Annotated in this window: 14 protein-coding genes and 1 riboswitch; of the genes, 10 read left to right on the plus strand and 4 right to left on the minus strand. The window is 73.5% G+C overall.

Annotated elements, in window-relative coordinates; translation table 11 throughout:
- The first annotated feature begins 33 nt into the window (after positions 1-33).
- The 4 genes from GL259_RS24055 to GL259_RS24070 are packed head-to-tail and all read left to right on the plus strand — an operon-like array spanning position 34 to position 5,603.
- Positions 34-1,569: a GMC oxidoreductase gene (locus tag GL259_RS24055; RefSeq protein WP_159535407.1), complete on the plus strand. Its 1,536-nt coding sequence runs from the start codon at positions 34-36 to the stop codon at positions 1,567-1,569.
- The gene (locus GL259_RS24060) at positions 1,569-2,699 is read left to right on the plus strand and encodes a glycine betaine/L-proline ABC transporter ATP-binding protein (RefSeq protein WP_159535408.1); all 1,131 of its coding nucleotides are present in this window, start codon (positions 1,569-1,571) and stop codon (positions 2,697-2,699) included. Before GL259_RS24055 ends, GL259_RS24060 begins: the two co-directional genes overlap by 1 nt.
- Positions 2,699-4,648 carry an ABC transporter permease subunit gene (locus GL259_RS24065; protein WP_159535409.1) on the plus strand — a complete coding sequence of 650 codons (1,950 nt, stop codon included), beginning with the start codon at positions 2,699-2,701 and terminating at the stop codon, positions 4,646-4,648. The genes GL259_RS24060 and GL259_RS24065 overlap by 1 nt, the downstream gene beginning before the upstream one ends.
- A gap of 1 nt (position 4,649) precedes the next feature.
- Positions 4,650-5,603: an ABC transporter substrate-binding protein gene (locus GL259_RS24070; protein ID WP_159535410.1), complete on the plus strand. Its 954-nt coding sequence runs from the start codon at positions 4,650-4,652 to the stop codon at positions 5,601-5,603.
- A gap of 78 nt (positions 5,604-5,681) precedes the next feature.
- Here the strand turns inward: GL259_RS24070 and GL259_RS24075 are convergent, their stop codons facing one another.
- Positions 5,682-6,128, minus strand: a complete 447-nt coding sequence (locus GL259_RS24075) for a carboxymuconolactone decarboxylase family protein (protein WP_159535411.1) — start codon at positions 6,126-6,128, stop codon at positions 5,682-5,684.
- Entirely contained in the window at positions 6,125-6,628 is a 504-nt protein-coding gene (locus tag GL259_RS24080) for a carboxymuconolactone decarboxylase family protein (RefSeq protein ID WP_159535412.1), read from the minus strand. Before GL259_RS24080 ends, GL259_RS24075 begins: the two co-directional genes overlap by 4 nt.
- 47 nt (positions 6,629-6,675) lie before the next feature.
- Here GL259_RS24080 and GL259_RS24085 point away from each other — a divergent pair, with 47 nt between their 5' ends.
- From GL259_RS24085 to GL259_RS24110, 6 genes are all read left to right on the plus strand, one after another.
- Positions 6,676-8,061, plus strand: coding sequence for a PLP-dependent aminotransferase family protein (locus GL259_RS24085; RefSeq protein ID WP_159535413.1), 1,386 nt, complete (start codon positions 6,676-6,678; stop codon positions 8,059-8,061).
- A 177-nt stretch (positions 8,062-8,238) separates the two neighbouring features.
- Positions 8,239-8,547: a hypothetical protein gene (locus GL259_RS24090; protein WP_159535414.1), complete on the plus strand. Its 309-nt coding sequence runs from the start codon at positions 8,239-8,241 to the stop codon at positions 8,545-8,547.
- 27 nt (positions 8,548-8,574) lie between these two features.
- A complete protein-coding gene (locus GL259_RS24095) occupies positions 8,575-9,798 on the plus strand; it encodes a glutathionylspermidine synthase family protein (RefSeq protein WP_159535415.1) in 1,224 nt (407 codons plus the stop codon).
- Positions 9,799-9,979: 181 nt separating this feature from the next.
- A riboswitch (ZMP/ZTP riboswitch) is annotated at positions 9,980-10,081 on the plus strand.
- A 31-nt stretch (positions 10,082-10,112) separates the two neighbouring features.
- Positions 10,113-11,561, plus strand: a complete 1,449-nt coding sequence (locus tag GL259_RS24100) for a glycine hydroxymethyltransferase (RefSeq protein ID WP_159535416.1) — start codon at positions 10,113-10,115, stop codon at positions 11,559-11,561.
- Positions 11,562-11,781: 220 nt separating this feature from the next.
- The gene (gene trpS / locus GL259_RS24105) at positions 11,782-12,795 is read left to right on the plus strand and encodes a tryptophan--tRNA ligase (RefSeq protein WP_159535417.1); all 1,014 of its coding nucleotides are present in this window, start codon (positions 11,782-11,784) and stop codon (positions 12,793-12,795) included.
- Between the two features lie 213 nt (positions 12,796-13,008).
- Positions 13,009-13,587: a 2'-5' RNA ligase family protein gene (locus GL259_RS24110; RefSeq protein ID WP_159535418.1), complete on the plus strand. Its 579-nt coding sequence runs from the start codon at positions 13,009-13,011 to the stop codon at positions 13,585-13,587.
- Positions 13,588-13,619: 32 nt separating this feature from the next.
- On the opposite strand, the gene GL259_RS24115 is transcribed toward GL259_RS24110, so the two are convergent.
- Together GL259_RS24115 and GL259_RS24120 are read right to left on the minus strand one after the other, a co-directional pair.
- Positions 13,620-14,375 (minus strand): decaprenylphospho-beta-D-erythro-pentofuranosid-2-ulose 2-reductase, encoded by a 756-nt coding sequence (locus GL259_RS24115; protein ID WP_159535419.1) that lies wholly within the window; start codon positions 14,373-14,375, stop codon positions 13,620-13,622.
- 28 nt (positions 14,376-14,403) lie between these two features.
- Positions 14,404-15,759, minus strand: a complete 1,356-nt coding sequence (locus GL259_RS24120; RefSeq protein WP_159535420.1) for an FAD-binding oxidoreductase — start codon at positions 15,757-15,759, stop codon at positions 14,404-14,406.
- Positions 15,760-15,827: the final 68 nt, after the last annotated feature.

The raw sequence follows: 15,827 nt of genomic DNA on the forward strand, positions 1-15,827 counted from the left end.
CCTGTCCCGAGTCCCCGGAGGAGTACCACCCCCATGTCCGACCACACCCGCGCACAGGAATACGACTACGTCGTCGTCGGCGGCGGGACCGCCGGTTCCGTCATCGCCTCCCGGCTGACCGAGAACCCGGACGTCACCGTCGCCGTCATCGAGGGCGGCCCCAGCGACGTCGGCCGCGAGGACGTGCTGACCCTGCGCCGCTGGATGGGCCTGCTCGGCGGCGAACTGGACTACGACTACCCCACCACCGAGCAGCCGCGCGGCAACTCGCACATCCGGCACAGCCGCGCCCGCGTCCTCGGCGGCTGCTCCTCGCACAACACGCTCATCGCGTTCAAGCCGCTGCCGTCCGACTGGGACGAGTGGGAGGCGGCCGGCGCCAAGGGCTGGGGCGCCGTGCAGATGGAGGCGTACTACGCCCGGCTGAAGAACAACATCGTCCCGGTCGACGAGAAGGACCGGAACGCCATCGCCCGCGACTTCGTCGACTCCGCGCAGGCCGCGCTCGGCGTGCCGCGCGTCGAGGGCTTCAACCGGAAACCGTTCACCGAGGGCGTCGGCTTCTTCGACCTCGCCTACCACCCGGAGGACAACAAGCGTTCGTCGGCGTCGGTGGCCTACCTCCACCCGGTGATGGACGAGCGCCCCAACCTGACGCTGATGCTGGAGACCTGGGCGTACCGGCTGGAGCTGAACGGCACCCGCGCCGAGGGCGTCCACGTGCGCACCGGGGACGGCGAGGAGATCCTCGTCAGGGCGCGCGGCGAGGTCGTCCTCTGCGCCGGCGCCGTCGACTCGCCCCGGCTGCTGCTGCACTCCGGCATCGGCCCCGGGGCCGACCTGGAGGCGCTCGGCATACCCGTGGCCCACGACCTGCCCGGCGTCGGCGAGAACCTGCTCGACCACCCCGAGTCGGTGATCGTCTGGGAGACGAACGGACCCATCCCGGAGAACTCCGCGATGGACTCCGACGCCGGCCTGTTCGTGCGCCGCGACCCCGAGCACGCGGGCCCCGACCTGATGTTCCACTTCTACCAGATCCCGTTCACGGACAACCCGGAGCGACTGGGCTACCGGCGGCCGGAGTTCGGCGTCTCCATGACCCCGAACGTCCCCAAGCCCCGGTCCCGCGGCCGGCTCTACCTCACCAGCGCCGACCCCGGGGTCAAGCCCGCCCTCGACTTCCGCTACTTCACCGACGAGGACGACTACGACGGCCGCACCCTCGTCGACGGGATCAGGATCGCCCGGGAGATCGCGAGGACCGAGCCGCTGGCCGGCTGGCTCAAGCGCGAGGTGTGCCCCGGTCCGGACGTCACCGGCGACGAGGAGCTGAGCGAGTACGCCCGCAAGGTCGCCCACACCGTCTACCACCCGGCCGGCACCTGCAGGATGGGCGCCGCGGACGACGAACAGGCCGTGGTCGACCCCGAGTTGCGGATCAGGGGCCTGGAGGGCATCCGGATCGCCGACGCCTCCGTCTTCCCGACCATGACCGCCGTGAACCCGATGATCGGGGTGCTGATGGTCGGTGAGCGGGCCGTCGACCTGATCGGGGGTGGTGCGTGATGGGTACCTCCACCACCACCGCCGGCGCGGGCCACACCCCCGTCTTCTCCGTCGACGGCCTGTGGAAGGTCTTCGGCCCGAAGGCCGACCGCGTCCCCGGCGATCCCGAGCTCGCCGCCCTCGGTCCGGCCGAGCTGCGCTCCCGCACCGGCTGCACGGCCGCCGTCCGGGACGTGGGCTTCGACGTCCGCAAGGGCGAGGTCTTCGTCGTCATGGGGCTGTCCGGCTCCGGCAAGTCCACCCTGGTGCGCTGCCTGACCCGGCTGGTCGAGCCGACCGCCGGCACCATCGCCATCGACGGCGAGGACGTCCGCGCCATGGACAAGGCACGGCTGCGCGAGCTGCGCCGTCACCGCGCCGCCATGGTCTTCCAGCACTTCGGCCTGCTGCCGCACCGCACCGTCCTCGACAACGTGGCCTACGGCCTGGAGATCCAGGGCGTCGGCAGGGCGGAACGCCGCGAACGGGCCGCCGAGGTCGTCGCCAAGGTCGGCCTGGAGGGCATGGAGCAGCGCCGGCCCGCCCAGCTGTCCGGCGGTCAGCGCCAGCGCGTCGGACTGGCCCGCGCGCTCGCCGTCGACCCGGAGGTGCTGCTGTTCGACGAGCCGTTCAGCGCGCTCGACCCGCTCATCCGGCGCGACATGCAGGAGGAGGTGGTCCGGCTGCACCGCGAGGAGGGCCGCACGATGGTCTTCATCACCCATGACCTCGGCGAGGCCCTGAAGCTGGGCGACCGCATCGCCCTGATGCGCGACGGCCGCGTGGTCCAGCTCGGCACCCCCGAGGAGATCGTGGGCTCGCCCGCCGACGACTACGTCCGCGCGTTCGTCCGGGACGTCCCGCGCGAGCAGGTCATGACCGTCCGGACGGCCATGCGCCCCGCCGGCTCCGCCGAGGAGGCCGGCAGCGGCCCGGCGGTGCGCCCCGACGCCACGGTGTCGGAGGCCATCGAGGCCGTCGCCCGCGCGGGCGGCCCGGCCCGGGTCCTCGACGCGGGCCGCTGTGTGGGCGTCGTCGACTCCGATGCGCTGCTGTCGGTCGTGGCCGGTACCGAGCCGCCCGCCGGACCGGAGCTTCCCGCGGGAACGGAGCCGTCCGCCGGAACGGAGCCGTCCGAGGAGGCGGTCTGATGGCGACGATCACCACGGCCGCCCCCCGCGCCGGCCTGCCCGGCGTCCTCGGACACCGCGCCCTGCGCAAGCTCCTCGTGCTCGCGCTCGTCGCCGCGGTCCTCGTCCCGTTCGCCGCCGCCCGCTGGGCGAGCGGCAGCTGGCCCGAGGGGCTGACCGTCGACGTCTCCGGGCCGCTGGGCGGGGCGAGCGACTGGATCATCGACAACCGGGACTCCCACCCCCTCTTCCTGTACTTCTTCGGCCACGTCAGCAACGTCGTCGTCATCGCCGTACGCGCCGTCTACCTCGCCCTCCTCGCCGTCGGCTGGGCCGGGGTCACCGCCGTCGCCGCGCTCGTCGCCTGGCGGGCCGCGGGCCTGCGGCTCGCGCTCGGCACGGGCGCCGCGTTCCTCGCCTGCGGCCTGCTCGGCATGTGGGTGCCGACCCTGCAGACGCTCGCCCTGATGGTCGTCGCGGTCGCCGCGTCGGTCGCCGTCGGCGCGCTGCTCGGGTTCGCCGCCGGGCTGTCCGACCGGACGCACCGCGCGCTGCGCCCGGTCCTGGACACCATGCAGGTGCTCCCGGCCTTCGCCTACCTCCTGCCGGTCGTGCTGGTCTTCGGCATCGGCGTCCCGGCGGCCGTCCTGGCCACCGTCGTCTACGCCGCGCCGCCGATGGCCCGGCTCACCGCGCTCGGCCTGCGCGGCGCCGACAAGGAGGTGCTGGAGGCGGTCGAGTCGCTCGGCGCCACCGCCCGCCAGCGCCTGCTGACCGCCCGCGTCCCGCTGGCCCGCAAGGAACTCCTGCTGGGCCTCAACCAGACGATCATGATGGCGCTGTCCATGGCCGTGATCGCCTCGGTGATCGGCGCCGGCGGTCTCGGTGACCGCGTCTACCAGGCGCTCGCCTCGGTCGACGTGGGGGCGGCGCTCACCGCCGGCATCCCGATCGTGCTGCTCGCCGTCGTCCTCGACCGGGTGACCGGCGCGGCCGGCGCCCGGCTCGGACAGGCGCCCGCGCCGAACTCCCGCGCGCTGTGGGCGTACGCCGTCGCCGCCGCCGTGGCCGTGACGGTCGCCGGACGTCTCGCGGGCCGCCCGGAGTGGCCCGACGGGTGGGTCGTCGGCATCGCCGAGCCGGTCAACCGCGCCGTCGACTGGATGACCGCCCACCTGTACTCGGGCGTCCCCGTCGTCGGCGGCACCGCCGACTGGGCGGGCCGCTTCACCACCTGGGTCCTCGACCCGCTCCGCGACGGCCTGCAGTGGCTGCCCTGGTGGGCGGTGCTGCTCCTGGTCGCCGCCCCGGCCTGGCTGATCGGCACCTGGCGCACCGCGCTCACCGCCGTCCTCGCCATGGCCGCGACCGGGGTGCTCGGGGTGTGGAAGCCGTCCCTGGACACGCTCTCGCAGGTCCTCGCGGCCGTCGCCGTCACCCTCGTCCTCGGCTTCGCGACCGGGATCGCGGCCGCCCGCAGCGACCGCTTCGAACGGCTGCTGCGGCCGGTGCTGGACGTGTGCCAGACGATGCCGCAGTTCGTGTACCTCATCCCGGTCGTCGCCCTGTTCGGCGTCGGCCGCGCCCCGGCCGTCGCCGCCGCGATCGTCTACGCGCTGCCGGCCGTCGTCCGCATCACCGCCCAGGGCCTGCGCCAGGTCGACCCGGCCGCCCTGGAGTCGGCCCGCTCGCTCGGCGCGACCGGCGGCCAGCAGCTGCGCCAGATCCAGCTGCCGCTGGCCCGCCCGGCCCTGCTCCTCGCCGTCAACCAGGGCGTGGTCCTGGTCCTCGCCGTCGTCATCATCGGCGGCCTGGTCGGCGGCGGCGCGCTCGGCTACGACGTCGTCTTCGGCCTCGCCCAGGGAGACCTGGCGACCGGCCTGACGGCCGGGGCCGCGATCGTCTGCCTGGGCCTGATGCTCGACCGGGTGACCCAGCCGACCGGACGCCGCACCGAGGAGGGGGCGTGACATGCGACGTCGTACGACACCGGCGGCGGGCGTGACCGCCCTCCTGCTGCTCACCGGCTGCGGTGCCGCCGACATGACCGAGCAGGCCTCGCCGTTCGCCCACGCCCGGGGCGCGAAGACGGTCACCCTGTCCGTGCAGTCCTGGGTCGGCGCGCAGGCCAACGTGGCCGTCGCCCGGTACCTGCTGGAGCACGAGCTCGGCCACCGCGTCGACACCGTGCAGATCGACGAGGTGCCCGCCTGGGACGCGCTCAGCCAGGGCCGGGTCGACGCCATCCTGGAGGACTGGGGCCACCCCGAACAGGAGCAGCGCTACGTCGAGGACAGGAAGACGATCGTGAACGGCGGCGACCTCGGCGTCACCGGGCACATCGGCTGGTTCGTGCCGACGTACTTCGCGAAGCGGCACCCGGACGTCACGGACTGGAAGAACCTCGACAAGTACGCCGAGGAGTTCCGCACCCCGGAGAGCGGCGGCAAGGGCCAGCTGATGGACGGCTCACCGTCCTACGTCACCAACGACGAGGCACTGGTGAGGAACCTGAAGCTGGACTACAAGGTGGTGTTCGCCGGCTCCGAGGCCGCGCAGATCACCCAGATCAAGCAGTTCGCCCAGGAGGAGAAGCCCTTCCTCACCTACTGGTACACGCCCCAGTGGCTGTTCGAGAAGGTGCCGATGACCGAGGTGAAGCTGCCCCCGTACGAGGAGGGCTGCGACGCCGACCCGGAGAAGGTCGCCTGCGCCTACCCGCACACCCCGCTGCAGAAGTACCTCAACGCGGACTTCGCGGAGAACGGCGGCGAGGCGGCGGACTTCCTCAGGAAGTTCAGGTGGACGACCGAGGACCAGAACGAGGTCTCCCTGATGATCGCCGAGCAGAAGCTGTCCCCCGAGGAGGCGGCGCGGAAGTGGGTGGCCGGCCACGAGTCCACCTGGAGGAAGTGGCTGCCCTGACCCGCGCGTGACGCGGACGGCCCCCGGGTCCACCGAGCGCGGTGGACCCGGGGCGTCACCGCCCCCTGCCCGCCCTGCTCACCACTCGGTGCTCCCCGGCGGGATCCGCCGGCCGGCCATCAGCCGGTTCCAGCTGTTGATGACGGTGACCAGCGCGATGAGATGGGCCAGTTCGGTGCCGTCGAAGTGCCGGGCGGCCCGCTCGTACACCTCGTCCGGCACGAAGCCGTCCGTGAGGACCGTGACCGCGTCGGTCAGCTCCAGCGCCGCCCGCTCCCGGGCGTCGAAGACGTCCTCGGCCTCCTCCCAGGCGTCCAGCAGGTCGAGCCGGCGCTCGTCGACCCCGTGCTTCCGGGCGATCGTGAGGTGCAGGTCGAGGCAGAACGCGCAGTGGTTGAGCCGCGAGGCGCGGATCTGGACCAGCTCGGCGAGCTCGGGGTCGCCGAACCCCCTCTTGGCGGTGGCGCTCAACGCCTGGAGGGCGGAACGGACGCCGGCGTCGAGGAGGGTCGTCCGTGCCGTCACGTGTACTGCCCCGGCTGGTAGTGGCCCGGAGTCCTGCGGCAGGCCACCCCGAACCGGTTCCACGCGTTGATCACGGTGATCGCGGCGAGCAGCTGGGCGAGTTCGGCCTCCTCGAAGTGCCGGGCGGCCCGCTCGTACACCTCGTCCGGCACGAAGCCGTCCGTGAGGACCGTGACCGCCTCCGTCAGCTCCAGCGCCGCGAGCTCCTTCTCGGTGTAGAAGTGCCGCGACTCGTCCCAGGCGCTGAGCTGGACGATCCGCTCGACGCTCTCGCCCGCCGCGAGCGCGTCCTTGGTGTGCATGTCGAGGCAGAAGGCGCAGTGGTTGATCTGGGAGGCGCGGATCTTCACCAGCTCGCAGAGGACCGGGTCGAGTCCCCGCCGGGCCGCCGTGTCGAGCCTGACCATCGCCTTGTAGACCTCGGGGGCGAGCTTGGCCCAGTCCAGGCGCGCCGGGGCCTCGGGGGCGAATTCCTTGGTCGCTTCCGTGTTCGTCGTCATGCCCTCGACCCTAGGAGCGAAGCAGCCCAGGGGTATGGTCCATTCCCATGGGGGAACGCTGGGCCACTTTGGGCATCGACCTGCACCTCGAACCGACCGGTCCGGGCCTGCGCCGCGGCCTGACCGACGCCCTGCGCGAGGCCGTCCGCACCGGGCGGCTCGCCCCGGGGACCCGGCTGCCCTCCTCCCGCTCCCTCGCCGGCGACCTGGGCATCGCCCGCAACACCGTCGCCGACGCCTACGCCGACCTGGTCGCCGAGGGCTGGCTCACTGCGCGGCAGGGCTCCGGCACCCGGGTCGCCGACCGCGCGGTGCCCCGGGCGCCGGCCCGTCCCGCCTCCCCGCGGCGCGCCCCCGGCCGGCTTCCGTACGACCTCGTCCCGGGCACCCCCGACCTCGCCTCCTTCCCCCGCGGCGCATGGCTCAAGGCCGCCCGCCGCGCCCTGGCCGCCGCCCCCAACGACGCCCTCGGCTACGGCGACCCGCGCGGCCGGCCCGAACTGCGCACGGCGCTCGCGGACTACCTGGCGCGCGTGCGGGGCGTGCGCGCCGACCCCGGACGCCTCGTGGTCTGCTCCGGTTTCGCCCACGGCCTGCACCTGCTCTGCGCGGTCCTGCGCGCCCGCGGCGCCCGGACGCTGGCCGTGGAGTCCTACGGCCTGGACGTCCACTGGGACCTGGTCGAACGCACCGGACTGCGCACCGTCCCGCTCCCCTTCGACGACCTCGGCACGCGCACGGGGGACGCCGGCGACGCCGACGCGGTGCTGCTCAACCCGGCGCACCAGTTCCCGCTGGGCGGGGCCCTGGTCCCCGAACGCCGCGCCGAGGTGGTCGACTGGGCGCGCCGCACCGGCGGACTGGTCCTGGAGGACGACTACGACGGCGAGTTCCGCTACGACCGCCAGCCCGTCGGCGCGCTCCAGGACCTCGACCCCGACCACGTGGTGTACCTCGGCACGGCCAGCAAGTCCCTCGCCCCCGGACTGCGCCTCGGCTGGATGGTCCTCCCGCCGTCGCTGGTGCCGGAGGTCGTCGCGCACGGCGGCGGCCGGTCCGTCGGCGTCCTCGAACAGCTCACCCTCGCCGAGTTCCTCACCTCCGGCGCCTACGACCGTCATGTCCGCGCCGCCCGCCTGCGCTACCGGCGCCGCCGCGACGCCCTGGTCGAGGCGCTTGCCGTCCGGGCACCCGACGTACGGGTCACCGGCATCGCGGCGGGACTGCACGCGGTCCTCCGGCTCCCGCCGGGCACCGAGCCGTCGGTGGTCCGCGCGGCCACCTGGCAGGGCCTCGCCGTGCACGGCCTCTCCCGCTACCGCCACCCCGCCGCCGCGACCACCTCCGGGGACGCCCTGGTCGTCGGCTACGCGACCCCGCCGGACCACGCCTGGGCGAGCACGCTGGAGGCGTTGTGCAGGGCACTGCCCTGACCGGCGGCCGGACCAAAGGCGCACCCGGTGGCAAACACCGCCAAACGGCGGCGGGGGAGGGCCCGCGGGCAGGGGGCTCCTGCGGGCGCCGTCCGGCCGCTCTCTAGGCTGTCCGCCGCGAGCCGGGGAGCAGACGTCCGGCAGCGGGCACCGGCGGCACGAGGGGGAGCGAAGGACATGGCGGAGACACGGCGGCGGCTGCGGTCCAGCACGGTGGTGCTCGGCGGCATGGGGGTCCTCGCGACGGCCCTGTCCGCGTGCGGGTCGGACCCGGACCGGCGCTGCGTGGACCGGGACAGCTACGACTACATCAACGGCTACCGGATCGTCGCCGACAAGAACTGCAGGAGGAGCTCCGGCGACGGCGACTGGTACTACGACGCCGACGTCAGCGGGGGCTACGCCGACCACGGCACCTTCAGCCGCAGCGAGGCCGTCGACCGGGGCGGCTTCGGCTGCTCGGGCTCCGGCAGCGGCGGCGGCTGAGCACCCCGCCGACCGGAGGACACCCCCGTGGAACGCCGCACCATCGAGCCCCGCCCCGGCTGGCAGCAGACCGTCGAGGAGCAGGGACTCATCTACCCCCTCACCCTCCCCAAGGCCCTCGAACCCGTCCGGGCGGCGGGAAAGCCCCTCCCCGACGACGCCTGGGTGCCGTACTGGGACGAGAGCGCCTACTACGTCTTCACCCTGGAGGAGGTCGAGGCGCTGGAGGAGGCCGTCGAGGAACTGCACCGCATGTGCCTCGAGGCCGCCGGCCACATCGTCGCCGCCGGCCGCTTCGCCGACCTCGGCATCACCGACCCGCGCGTCGTCCGCGCGGTCACCGAGGCCTGGCACCGCCGCGCCGAACTCCCCTCCGTCTACGGCCGTTTCGACCTCCGCTACGACGGCACCGGCCCCGCGAAGCTGCTGGAGTACAACGCCGACACCCCGACCTCCCTGGTGGAGGCCGCCTCGCCCCAGTGGTTCTGGATGGAGGAGCGCTTCCCCGGCGCCGACCAGTGGAACTCCCTCCACGAACGCCTCGTCGACGCCTGGAGGAAGCAGGCCGGCCTCCTCCCGCCGGGCAGCCCCCTGTACTTCGCCCACTCCTCCGACGACCAGCTCGGCGAGGACCTCATGACCGTCGCCTACCTCAAGGAGACCGCCGAGCAGGCCGGCCTCGACACCGACTGGATCTCCATGGAGGAGATCGGCTGGGACCGCCTCTCCGGCCGCTTCGTGGACAACAGGCTGCGGTTCATCCGCAGCATCTTCAAGCTGTACCCCTGGGAGTGGCTCACCACCGACCGCTTCGCCGGCCACGTCCTCGACACCCTCGACAACGGCGGCGGCACCGGCTCCACCCTGTGGATCGAGCCCGCCTGGAAGATGCTGCTCAGCAACAAGGCCCTGCTGGCGATCCTCTGGGAGCTCTACCCCGGCCACCCCAACCTCCTCCCCGCCCACCTCGACGGCCCCCGCGACCTGGCCGCCACCACCGGCTACGTCGCCAAGCCCCTGCTGGGCCGCGAGGGCGCCGGCGTGACCGTCCACGAACCCGGCGCCGCACCCGTCGTCCGCGACGAACCCTGCTGCTACCAGCAACTCGCGCCCCTGCCCGCCTTCGACGGCAACCACGTCGTCCTCGGAGCCTGGGTCGTCGAGAACGAGTCCGCGGGCCTCGGCATCCGCGAGTCCTCCGGCCTGGTGACCGACGAGTACGCCCGCTTCCTGCCCCACGTGATCCTGTGAGCCCCGGGGCGTCCCGCGAGCCCCGCAAAACCTCACCGGTCCTGAAGGACCTCGCCGGCTCCCCAAGACCCCACCAGCCCCGGGAGACCCCCGCAGCCCCCGGGGGCGGAGCCGGGCCCCGGCCGGGCGACCCACATGGTGGACGGCCGTGACCGCCGTCCGGCCGCTCCCGGTAGGCTGATCCGCGGGCCGTGACTGGCGCGCTGGGATGGGACCGACCATCGGGGAGCGGCCCACGGACCCCACGGGTCCGGGAAGAGTGCCGTGCGCCTGGGCCGTACCGTGAACGCCGACGCCACGTCCGGAGGTCCCTCATGTCAGCCGAGCCCCTCTCCACCGCTTCCACCGCCTTCCGCTCCGCCCTCGACGTGATCCGCGCCGTCGAGCCGCGCGTCGCCGACGCCATCGGCCAGGAGGTCGCCGACCAGCGCGAGATGCTCAAGCTGATCGCCTCCGAGAACTACGCCTCCCCGGCGACCCTCCTGGCGATGGGCAACTGGTTCAGCGACAAGTACGCCGAGGGCACCGTCGGCCGCCGCTTCTACGCCGGCTGCCGCAACGTCGACACCGTCGAGTCGCTCGCCGCCGAACACGCCAAGGAGCTGTTCGGCGCCCGTCACGCCTACGTCCAGCCGCACTCCGGCATCGACGCCAACCTCGTCGCCTTCTGGGCCGTCCTCGCCCAGCGCGTCGAGCTCCCCGCCCTGGAGAAGGCCGGCGCCCGCCAGGTCAACGACCTCTCCGAGGCCGAGTGGGCCGAACTGCGCCGGGCCTTCGGCAACCAGCGCATGCTCGGCATGTCCCTGGACGCCGGCGGTCACCTCACCCACGGCTTCCGCCCGAACATCTCCGGCAAGATGTTCGACCAGCGCTCCTACGGCACCGACCCGGCCACCGGCCTGATCGACTACGAGGCCCTGCGCGTCTCCGCCCGCGAGTTCAAGCCGCTGATCATCGTCGCCGGCTACTCCGCCTACCCCCGTCTGGTGAACTTCCGGATCATGCGCGAGATCGCCGACGAGGTCGGCGCCACGCTCATGGTCGACATGGCCCACTTCGCCGGTCTCGTCGCCGGCAAGGTCCTCACCGGCGACTTCGACCCGGTCCCGCACGCCCAGATCGTGACGACCACCACCCACAAGTCGCTGCGCGGTCCGCGCGGCGGCATGGTCCTGTGCGACGACTCCCTCAAGGACCAGGTCGACCGCGGCTGCCCGATGGTCCTCGGCGGCCCGCTCCCGCACGTCATGGCCGCCAAGGCCGTCGCCCTCGCGGAGGCCCGCCAGGAGTCCTTCCGCGACTACGCCCGGCGCATCGTCGACAACTCCCGCGCCCTCGCCGAGGGCCTGATGCGCCGCGGCGCCACCCTGGTCACCGGCGGCACCGACAACCACCTCAACCTGATCGACGTCGCCACCTCCTACGGCCTCACCGGCCGCCAGGCCGAGGCCGCCCTGCTCGAGTCGGGCATCGTCACCAACCGCAACTCCATTCCCGCCGACCCCAACGGCGCCTGGTACACCTCCGGCATCCGCATCGGCACCCCCGCGCTGACCACGCGCGGTCTGGGCACCGCCGAGATGGACGAGGTCGCCGGCCTCATCGACCGCGTCCTCACCACCGCGGAGCCCGGCACCACCAAGTCCGGCGCCCCCTCCAAGGCCGCCCACGTCCTCGACCCGAAGATCGCGGACGAGATCTCCCGCCGCGCCACCGACCTCGTGGCCGGCTTCCCGCTCTACCCCGAGATCGACCTCGGCTGACGCCTCCCGGGGGCCCCGCGACGGGCCCACCCCTTTCCCGCCCCGCGGCGGTCCGGTCACGTCCCGGACCGCCGCGTGCCGCTCCCAGACGTCCAGCAGCTCCTGCCGCGGCCCCCCTCCCGCGTCCCCACGCTCTTGTTGCACCGCCGGGGACGAATCGGTTCCCACCTGTTTCCGGTCCGTTCCTGATCGGCCCGCGGGACCTGAGAGAATGGGGGACATGGCCTCTGACCGACCCCGCGTGCTCTCCGGAATCCAGCCCACCGCAGGCTCGTTCCACCTCGGCAACTACCTCGGCGCCGTCCGCCAGTGGGTGGCCCTGCAGGAGACCCACGACGCGTTCTACATGGTCGTCGACCTGCACGCGATCACGATTCCGCAGGACCCGAAGGAGCTGCGCGCCAACACCCGCCTGGCCGCCGCCCAGCTGCTGGCCGCCGGGCTCGACCCGGACCGGTGCACGCTCTTCGTCCAGAGCCACGTCCCCGAGCACGCCCAGCTCGCCTGGGTCATGAACTGCCTCACCGGATTCGGCGAGGCCTCCCGCATGACCCAGTTCAAGGACAAGTCGGCCCGGCACGGCGCGGACCGCGCCTCCGTCGGCCTGTTCACGTACCCGGTCCTCCAGGTCGCCGACATCCTGCTGTACCAGGCCGACGAGGTGCCGGTCGGCGAGGACCAGCGCCAGCACATCGAGCTCACCCGCGACCTCGCCGAGCGCTTCAACGGCCGGTTCGGCCGGACCTTCACCCTCCCGAAGGCGTACATCCTCAAGGAGACGGCGAAGATCTACGACCTCCAGGACCCGGCGATCAAGATGAGCAAGTCGGCGTCCACGCCGAAGGGCCTCATCAACCTCCTCGACGAGCCGAAGACCACGGCGAAGAAGGTCAAGAGCGCGGTCACCGACACCGACACCGTGATCCGCTACGACGCCGAGAACAAGCCGGGGGTGAGCAACCTCCTCACGATCTACTCGACCCTCACCGGGGCGGGGATCACCGAACTGGAGGAGCGGTACGCCGGCAAGGGCTACGGCGCGCTCAAGACGGACCTCGCCGAGGTCATGGTCGAGTTCGTGACCCCGTTCAAGGAGCGCACCCAGCAGTACCTGGACGACCCCGAGACGCTCGACTCGATCCTGGCCAAGGGCGCGGAGAAGGCGCGGGCCGTCGCCGCGGAGACCCTCGCCCAGGCGTACGACCGGGTGGGCTTCCTGCCCGCCAAGCACTGAACCGGCGCACCGGACGGGCCCGCGGCGCGGACCCGTACCACCGCACAGCGCTGCACATCACTCCGGTTGCGCCTGCCCGCATCCGGGCCGTGGTCGTACAGTCGATAACCGGGTGACCGTTCCGGCGGTCACCCGGTGCTCGCCCGGTGCCCGCCGGGGCCACGGCACCACGCTTCACCACCGCGCTTCACCACCACAACGACAGGAGACGACGTGGGGACCGTAACGATCGGTGTGTCGATCGCGGTCCCGGAGCCTCACGGCAGCCGGCTTCAGCAGCTGCGCGCGGGCTTCGGCGACGCCGCGGCGCACGGCATCCCCACGCACGTCACCCTGCTGCCGCCGACGGAGGTCGACGACGCCGAGCTGCCGGCCGTCGAGGCGCACCTGAGCGAGGTCGCCGCGGCCGGGCGGCCCTTCCCCATGCGGCTGTCGGGCACCGGCACCTTCCGGCCGCTGTCGCCGGTGGTGTTCGTCCGGATCGTCGAGGGCGCCGAGGACTGCACCCGGCTGCAGAAGCAGGTCCGCGACGCCTCCGGCCCCGTCGCCCGCGAGCTGCAGTTCCCGTACCACCCGCACGTCACCGTGGCGCACGGCATCGAGGAGGCGGCCCTGGACCGCGCCTTCGAGGACCTCGCCGACTACGAGGCCGAGTGGCCCTGCACCGGCTTCGCGCTCTACGAGCAGGGCGCCGACGGGGTGTGGCGCAAGCTGCGGGAGTTCCCCTTCGGCTCCGTCGTGGTGCCCCCGCAGGCCGGGCACGCGGACCGGGGATCCGTCTCCGCCCACTGAACCGCGGGCCCGCGCCGCGTCCCCGCCGGGCCTCAGACCGGCAGCCGCCGGAACACCCCCCGCGGCAGATGCCGCAGCGCCGACATCACCACGCGCAGCGCGCCCGGCACCCACACCGTCTCCGAGCGGCGCCGCAGCCCCAGCTCGACGGCCGCCGCGACCGCCTCCGGCGTGGTGGCGAGCGGCGCCTCGGGCAGCCCGGCGGTCATCCGGGTGCGGACGAAGCCGGGGCGCACGACCATCACGTGCACGCCCGTGCCGTGCAGCGCGTCGCCCAGGCCCTGCGCGAAGGCGTCCAGGCCCGCCTTGCTGGAGCCGTAGATGAAGTTCGCGCGGCGGGCCCGCTCGCCCGCGACGGAGGACAGCACCACCAGGGAGCCGTGGCCCTGCGCCTGGAGCCCGCTCGCGCACACCAGGCCCGCCGAGACCGCGCCCGTGTAGTTGGTCTGCGCGACGCGCACCGCGGCCTGCGGGTCCCGCTCGTCGCGGGCCTGGTCACCGAGGGTGCCGAAGGCGAGCAGCACCATGTCGACGTCGCCCTCGGCGAAGACCTTGCCGAGCGCGTCCCCGTGACCGGCGGGGTCGAGCGCGTCGAAGGCGACGGTGCGCACCTCGGCGCCGAGGCCGCGCAGGTGCTCGGCGGCCCGGTCCAGGTCGGGGGAGGGCCGGCCGGCCAGCCACACCGTGCGGGTGCGGCGGGCGATCAGCCGGCGGGCGGTGGCCAGCGCGATCCCGGACGTGCCGCCGAGGACGAGCAGGGACTGGGGGAGGCCGAAGGCGTCCTTCACGACAGCTCCTAGGAGGGGGTCGACGGTTTCAGAGGCGGAGCCGGCGGGCCAGGTCGGAGGTGAACACCCCGCGCGGGTCCAGTTCGGCGCGCAGCGCGCGGAAGTCGTCCAGGCGCGGGTACATGGCCGCGAGCAGGTCCGGGCGCAGCCGTGAGTCCTTGGCGAGGTAGACGCGCCCGCCGGCCGAGGCGACCTCCTCGTCGAGTTCGTCGAGGAAGGCGCCGAGACCGGGCAGGGACGCCGGGACGTCCAGGGCCAGGGTCCAGCCCGGCACCGGAAAGGACAGCCAGCCGGGGTCGGCCTCGCCGAAGCGCTTGAGGACGGCGAGGAAGGACGGGCAGCGGCGCTCGGAGATCCGGCGCACGATCCGGCGCAGGACGTCCTCCCGGCCGTGGCCGACGACGAACTGGTACTGCACGAAGCCGCCCCGGCCGTAGACGCGGTTCCAGTGGGGCACGCCGTCCAGGGGGTGGAAGAACGCGGGGATCCGCTGGAGCTGCCCGGTCCGCGCGCGGGGCGCCTTGCGGTACCAGAGCTCGTTGAACAGTCCCACGGTGGCGCGGCTGAGCAGGCCCTCGGGGACGAAGGACGGGGCCGCCGGGAGCCGGGAGGTGCGGAAGGACAGCGGCTCCCGGCGCGCGCGGGAGCCCTCGGGCAGCGCGTCCAGGGGCGCGTGGTCGCCTCGGGTGAGCACCGCGCGGCCGGTGGCCGCGCCGCGGGCCAGCAGGTCGATCCAGGCCACCGAGTAGCGGTAGCGGTGGTCGGTGTCCGCCAGGCGGGCCATCAGGTCGTCGAGGTCGCCCGCGCGCTCGGTGTCCACCGACATCAGCGAGGTCTCGACCGGCTGGAGCCGGACCGTCGCGGTCAGGATCACCCCGGTCAGGCCCATGCCGCCCGCTGTCGCGTCGAACAGCGGCGTGCCCGGCACGACCGTGCGGAGCCGCCCGTCGGCGGTGAGCAGCTCCAGGGACAGCACGTGCCGGGAGAAGGAGCCGGAGACGTGGTGGTTCTTGCCGTGGATGTCGGCGCCGATCGCCCCGCCGACGGTCACGTAGCGCGTGCCCGGGGTCACCGGCACGAACCAGCCGAGCGGCAGCAGCACCTCCATCAGCCGGTGCAGGGAGACGCCCGCGTCGCACAGCACGGTGCCGCCGTCGGCGTCGATCGCGTGGACGCGGTCCAGGCCCGTCATGTCGAGCACGGCCCCGCCCGCGTTCTGCGCCGCGTCCCCGTACGCCCGTCCCAGGCCCCGCGCGATGCCCCCGCGGTCGCCGCAGTCCCGGACGGCCCGGGCGGCCTCCTCGTACGTCCGCGGACGGATCAGCCGGGCGGCGGTGGGAGCGGTGCGGCCCCATCCCGTGACGGAAACGGTGTCGGCAGGCATGACGGTGACCGTATCGCCCGTATGTGAGTGGTTGGTTTCGAAACGTCAATTCCGTCCCCGGAACGGGT

This window comes from Streptomyces sp. Tu 3180 (genome assembly GCF_009852415.1).
In the GTDB taxonomy this organism is placed as follows: Bacteria; Actinomycetota; Actinomycetes; order Streptomycetales; family Streptomycetaceae; genus Streptomyces.